We start from the raw sequence: 5,805 nt of genomic DNA, 5'->3' as shown, positions 1-5,805 counted from the left end.
CCTCCCCCCCCCCCCTGACGATACCCCTTCTTCTCCGCCCTTTCTCTAGCACCCCCCCCCCCCCCCTGCCCACCCCCCCCCCCCCCCCCCCCCCCCCCCCCCGGGTCCGCCAGGAGCAGCCTGCCGTCGTCGGCACGGGCGCTGCCGGGAGTGGCCAGCAGCACCGCGGCGACCACGGCGACGACGCCGGCCACTGCGGCGGCCGCCGCGACGACGCCGGTCAGCCCGAGAGCAGCGGCTGGTACGCCTGGGCGGGGGTCAGGCCGCATGGGGGGCGAGCGGTCGGACTTCCGACCGGTGGCCGGCACAGCTGCAGCTCATCTGCTCCCGATCCCGCTCGTTCGGGCGCAGGTGCAGGTACATCGCGATCACCATCGGGATGAAGACCACCGAGTTGTAGAACAGGTGCAGCTCGACGCGGGGCACGATCAACTGCACCACGCTGGTCACCACCGGCTGGCCGAAGAAGATGGTGCCGGTCTGCGCCTGGATCAGCAGCAGCAGATGTTCGATGTGGTGCCAGAACTGGATGGCCAGTGCGATGGTCCACCAGGTCCGGGCCCGTCCGGCGAACCCGGGGCGGAGCAGGAACAGGAAGACGAGCATCACGATGGCGTACCCGTAGTGCAGCCACTCGGAGCTGACCAGCCAGGGGAACCACTGGCCGAGCACGCCCCGGGCCTGCGGCCGGGGGCTGCCGAGCACCCAGATCTGGTACGCCTGGACCAGGTGTTCGGCCCAGTGCGCGAGGACGACGACGAGGAAACCGTTCAGGGCCAGCTTGTGGTGTGCGCCGTTGAGCCGGGCCACCAGGCCGGGGGAACTGGAGGAAGCGGGATGGGGGGCGGGATGGGCAGCGGAATGGGCCATTTGACATACCTTCCGTGAGCCAGGCATGACATCCTGTCGCGAAGCTAGCTGGCAACATGACGTCGTGGATATTGGAGATTGCCTAGTTGGGCATGTTCAGCCGGCGATCCAGTTGGCGTGGAAGCCGCTGGGCACCCGTACCGGCAGGTGCACCACGGCCACCGGCTCACCGGTGAAGTCGGCGGCGTCGAGCACCACCAGGCTGCTGCGGTCGACCCGGGCGTCGTACACATAGGTGAGCAGCCAGCCGTCATCCTCTGCGCCGACCGGGCCACGCGGCACGAAGACGGCCTCCCCCGCCTCCCGGTACGGCCCGAAGTCGTGCACCGCCACGTCCCTGCCGTCCAGATCGTGCCGCAGCAGCGCCGAGCCGCCCAGCGTGCCGGTACCGTCCTGCATCGCCACCGTGTACGCGTACCGGTAGGGGGTCGTCTTGCGCCGGTCGTCGATGCGCGGGAACTCCTGCGGAATGTCGTCGAGCTGTTCGGCCGCGACGGACCCGCTGGTCAGGTCGAGGGTCCAGCGCCACAGCGTCGGGGCGCACTCACCGGGTGTCCGGCGGTCCCGGTCGAAGACCCGCTCGTGCCGTACGACGTCGATTACGCACCGGTCGGCGGTCTCGTAGGCGTTCACCGGGTGGAAGACGTAACACGGATCGACCTCGAACCAGCGCACGGCCGGCCCGGCGGCGGCCCGGGGCAGCAGGCCGATCCGGGCCGGCCGACCAGCGGACCAGGCGTACGGGAACCGGGATCCGGCGTGGGCCAGAGCCGGGTCGAAGGCGACCGGCAGGTCGAACAGCACGGTGTGCCGGTCGGTCAGGGCCACCGAGTGCATCAGCGGAGTGCCGGCCACCTCGATCCGGGTGCTGTGCCGCACCCGGCCGTCCACGCCGACGACCAGGTGTTCGACGTAGGGCAGGTCGTGGTAGTAGGCGACGGCGAACAGCTCCCCGGTGACCGGGTCGGTCTCGGCGTGCGCGGTGAAGCCGTGCGGCAGGGTCGCGTCGAAGTCCATCCGGGCCACCGAGTCGAGCTCGCCGTCGAGCTCGATCGGCAGGACGCCGGCTTCGCCGAGCGCGAGGGTACGGCCGGCGTGCCGGATCACGTTGGCGTTGGCGTTGTCGCTCAGCCCGTGCCGGGGGCCGGGGATGGGGAGTTCACCGCGGGTACGGGCGACGCTGTCGCTGCGTACCCACCGGTTGCGGTACCACAGCGCCCGACCGTGCCGCAGTCGCACACCGTGCACCATGCCGTCGCCGACCAGCGGGTGGGCCCGCGGGTCGGATCGGGTCGGGTTGGGGCCGATCCGGACCAGGCAGCCGTCGAGCTCGGCGGGCAACCGACCGCTGACGACCAGGTCGGTGCCGGTCGTCTCGTGAGCGACGGGACGCCGGTTGTCCCGGCGGACGGTCGCGGGAGTCAGGGGTGAGTGGGTGACGACGCTCATCGGGGGCCTCCACCGGCCGTACGCGACCTGGACGGCATCGTTACGCACCAGCGTTACGTTTCGCAGTTACGTAACAACGTTATGTCTCGACGGTACGCCGGGCGTGAGATCATGTCAATGTGAGTCCGCGCCGGGTCGATCCGCAGCTGGCCGCCGCCCTGCTCGAAGCAGCCGCGCGGCTGCTGGCCGAAGGGGGCACGGCCGCGCTGACCACCCGCCGGCTGGCCGCCGAGGTCGGCACGTCGACCACCGTCGTCTACACCTACTACGGCGGGATGGACAACCTGGTCCGGGCGATGGTGCACGAGGGCTTCGCCCGGCTGCACCGGCGGATGGCGACCGTCCGGGCCACCAACGACGCCGTGGCCGACGTGATGGCGCTCGGGTACGCGTACCGCGCCAACGCCCTCGACCACCCGCAGCTCTACCTGGTCATGTTCGGCAGTTCGGCACTCGGCGGGTTCGCCCTCGGCGAGGGTGACCGCCAGCACGGCCGGTACACCCTGGAGCCGCTGGTCGACGCCGTGTCCCGGGCCATTGAGCAGGGCCGGTTCCGACCGGCCGATCCGCTGCTCGTCGGGCAGACCATGTGGATCGCGTTGCACGGTCTGGTCGCCCTCGAACTCGGCGGCTACCTGATCGACCCGTACGACGCCGACCTGTGCTTCGAGACCCAGTTGCGCTCGCTGATGGTGGGCGCCGGCGACAAACACGAAGCCACCATGATCTCGCTGGCTCGGGCCCGCCGCCGCCGACCGCCACGGCCGGCGTCGGCGTCGGCACCTGCGTCGGCGTCTGCGTCGGCGAGCCAGAAAGACAGCGCCCTGAGCAATACCGGAGAAGTAACACCCTGAGCAACGGCGGAGAAGCACCACGAATTGGCAAATGTGATGCTCATCGGGGGACGTGAAGGTCCCTGCGATGGATGCGCATCCAGCCCTGCGAAAACGCCCAGGATCGCCAACTCGACACTGCCGAAGGACGCCGCTGATGAACGAATTCGATTATCTGGTGGTCGGAGCCGGGTCCGCCGGAGCCGCACTCGCCGCCCGCCTGAGCGAGGACCCGCAGCGCAGGGTACTGCTGCTGGAGGCGGGTCCGGACTACGCCACCGTCGCCGAGACACCGGACGAGATCCTCGACGGCAGTGCCATGTCGATGTCCACGTACGACTGGCGCTTCAAGGCCGAAATCACCGACCGCCGGCGCATCATCTTCCCGCGCGGGAAACTGACCGGTGGATCGTCTGCGGTCGGCGCGACCATCGCCCTGCGTGGCACGCCGAACAACTTCGACGAATGGGCGTCGATGGGCAATCCGGCGTGGGCCTGGAACGAGGTCCTGCCGTACTACAAGCGACTCGAGAACGACCTGGACTTCGACAATGAGTACCACGGTCAGGGCGGTCCGATCCCGATCCGCCGGTGGCGGCCCGACGAGCTGGCCCCGGTGCAGCACGTCTTCCACGAGGCCGCTCTCAAGGCCGGCTTCCCCGACGTGGAGGACCACAACCACCCCGAGGCCACCGGGGTCGGTCCCATCCCGTCGAACCGCAACGACACCCGTACCCGGTTCTCCACCGCGATGGGCTACCTGGGCATGGCCCGCGGCCGGGCGAACCTGACCATCTACTCCGGCGCGCAGGTCAACCGGGTGCTGTTCACCGGGACCCGGGCGCACGGCGTGGAGGTCACCAACCCGGCCGGCGGCACCGAGGAGATCCACGCCCGCAACGTCGTGCTGGCCGCCGGAGCGGTCAACTCGCCGACGATCCTGATGCGCTCGGGCATCGGTCCGGCCAGCGATCTGCGCCGGCTCGGCATCGACGTGCTCCTCGACCGCCCCGGGGTCGGCGGCACCCTGATCGACCACCCGCGCACCGGCGCGTTCATGGTGCCGAAGGAGGGCACGTTCGACCCGCAGGACGCATTCCTGCAGACCATGGTGCGCACCACCGCACCGGGCTCGGACGAGTTCAACGACCTGCAGTACTACATGATCAATCACTTCGATCTGACGCTCTTCCCCGAGCTGCAGATGCTCGCCGCGGCGAAGACGATCTTCGGGGTGATGGTGGTGCACCAGCGGCCGCAGTCGAGGGGACGCCTGGTGCTCGCCTCGGCCGACCCGACGTCACCGCCGGACATCGACCTGAACTTCCTTGCCACCGAGCAGGACATCAAGATCCTGGTCGACGCGGTCCGCACCTGCTGGCAGCTGATGCAGACCCCGGGCATCGTCGACCGCGGCGACCGGTTCGTCGTCCTCGGCGAGGAGATGGTCTCCGACGACGACATCCTCGGCCACTACGTCCGGCTCAGCCTGGACAGCGGCTACCACCCGGTCGGCACCACCCGGATGGGCACCGCCGACGACGCCGACGCCGTCGTCGACGAAGGGCTGCGGGTGCACGGCACGGACAATCTGTACGTGGGCGACGCCTCGGTCATGCCGTCGATCGTCAACTGCAACACCAACCTGACCTCGATCATGATCGGTGAGCGGCTCGCCGACTGGCTGACGGCCTCCTGACCGCCGGCACCGACCGGGGTGACACGACATGCCCCGCGGGTAGCACGCTACCCGCGGGGCATCACCGTCGGTACGGGATCAGGACAGCTTCTGCAGCCCGGCCCCGGTGAGCTCGTAGCCCGGCGCGACCGTCGCGGCGTCCGCCCGGACCAGGTCCACCATCGCGGCACCGGCGATCTGCGGGGTCAGCGGCGGCCCGATCCGGTTGACGAACTCCTCGGTCGACTTGCCGGCGCGGGCCGCGTACGCCCGTACGGCGGGCAGGCCCACCCCGGTCATCGGCGCGAACCTCGGCAGCACCGTGGTGAAGGTGATGTCCAGGCCGGCCCGCTTCGCCTCGTCCTGGGCGTAGCCGGTGATGTAGCGCTGAGTCGCCTTGGCACCGGCGTAGCCGCCGCTGAGCGGCGATCCGCCGAGCACGGCACCGCTGCTGACCACGATCACCCGGCTGCCGGGACGCAGCGGCTTGAGCAGCACCTCGCGCAGCCAGTGGAAGGTGATCCGCACGTCGGTCTCCCAGTTGACCGAGAACGTCTCCCAGGTCTGCTCCTGCAGCGCACGCATGTGCGGAGTGGCCCCGGCGACCAGGACCACGGCCTCGGGCTCGTACTGGTCGATCAGGGTGGCCGGGACGGTGGCCTCGCCGGCGTCGGCGATCTCGGGTTGGATCGACCCGGCGCCGTTGGCCGGCACCGGGAAGTCCATCGCGGTACGGGCCACCGCGATCACCGGCGCACCGGCGTCGGCGAAGGCGGTGGCGACCCCGTGGCCCAGGCCGCGGCTCGCCCCGACCACGATCGTGGTCCGGCCCGACATGTCACTCATGGTTCCTCCACTGTGTTGATGATGGGTGGATGCTGGATGGTTGCTCCGGCCCGACGCCCCACCGGCCGGTGGGTGGTGGCCGGTCCGACGCGGGACGGCCGGACAGGCCTACGGCTCCGGCTTCTGGCG

At 70.2% G+C, this 5,805-nt stretch carries 6 protein-coding genes; 2 read left to right on the top strand and 4 right to left on the bottom strand.

From position 1 onward, the window contains the following. From ACXAHD_RS31215 to ACXAHD_RS31205, 3 genes are all read right to left on the bottom strand, one after another. A partial coding sequence (locus ACXAHD_RS31215) for a hypothetical protein (RefSeq protein ID WP_475055027.1) occupies positions 1-269 on the bottom strand: 269 nt, incomplete at its 3' end. Continuing rightward, a complete protein-coding gene (locus ACXAHD_RS31210) occupies positions 259-870 on the bottom strand; it encodes a hypothetical protein (RefSeq protein WP_281551622.1) in 612 nt (203 codons plus the stop codon). The genes ACXAHD_RS31210 and ACXAHD_RS31215, both read right to left, overlap by 11 nt. A gap of 96 nt (positions 871-966) precedes the next feature. Beyond that, positions 967-2,319: a carotenoid oxygenase family protein gene (locus tag ACXAHD_RS31205; protein ID WP_281551623.1), complete on the bottom strand. Its 1,353-nt coding sequence runs from the start codon at positions 2,317-2,319 to the stop codon at positions 967-969. A 119-nt stretch (positions 2,320-2,438) separates the two neighbouring features. Here ACXAHD_RS31205 and ACXAHD_RS31200 point away from each other — a divergent pair, with 119 nt between their 5' ends. Further along, entirely contained in the window at positions 2,439-3,173 is a 735-nt protein-coding gene (locus ACXAHD_RS31200) for a TetR-like C-terminal domain-containing protein (protein WP_281551624.1), read from the top strand. A 136-nt stretch (positions 3,174-3,309) separates the two neighbouring features. After that, positions 3,310-4,851 carry a GMC family oxidoreductase gene (locus ACXAHD_RS31195; protein WP_281551625.1) on the top strand — a complete coding sequence of 514 codons (1,542 nt, stop codon included), beginning with the start codon at positions 3,310-3,312 and terminating at the stop codon, positions 4,849-4,851. 78 nt (positions 4,852-4,929) lie between these two features. Here ACXAHD_RS31195 and ACXAHD_RS31190 read toward each other — a convergent pair whose 3' ends face one another. Further along, on the bottom strand, positions 4,930-5,676 hold the full coding sequence (locus tag ACXAHD_RS31190; protein WP_281551626.1) for an SDR family NAD(P)-dependent oxidoreductase: 747 nt from the start codon (positions 5,674-5,676) through the stop codon (positions 4,930-4,932). Positions 5,677-5,805 lie beyond the last annotated feature (129 nt).

This window comes from Micromonospora sp. ABR4_055, assembly GCF_056160425.1.
Note: the sequence above shows the minus strand (reverse complement) of the source record. Positions and strands in the feature narration are given on the sequence as shown.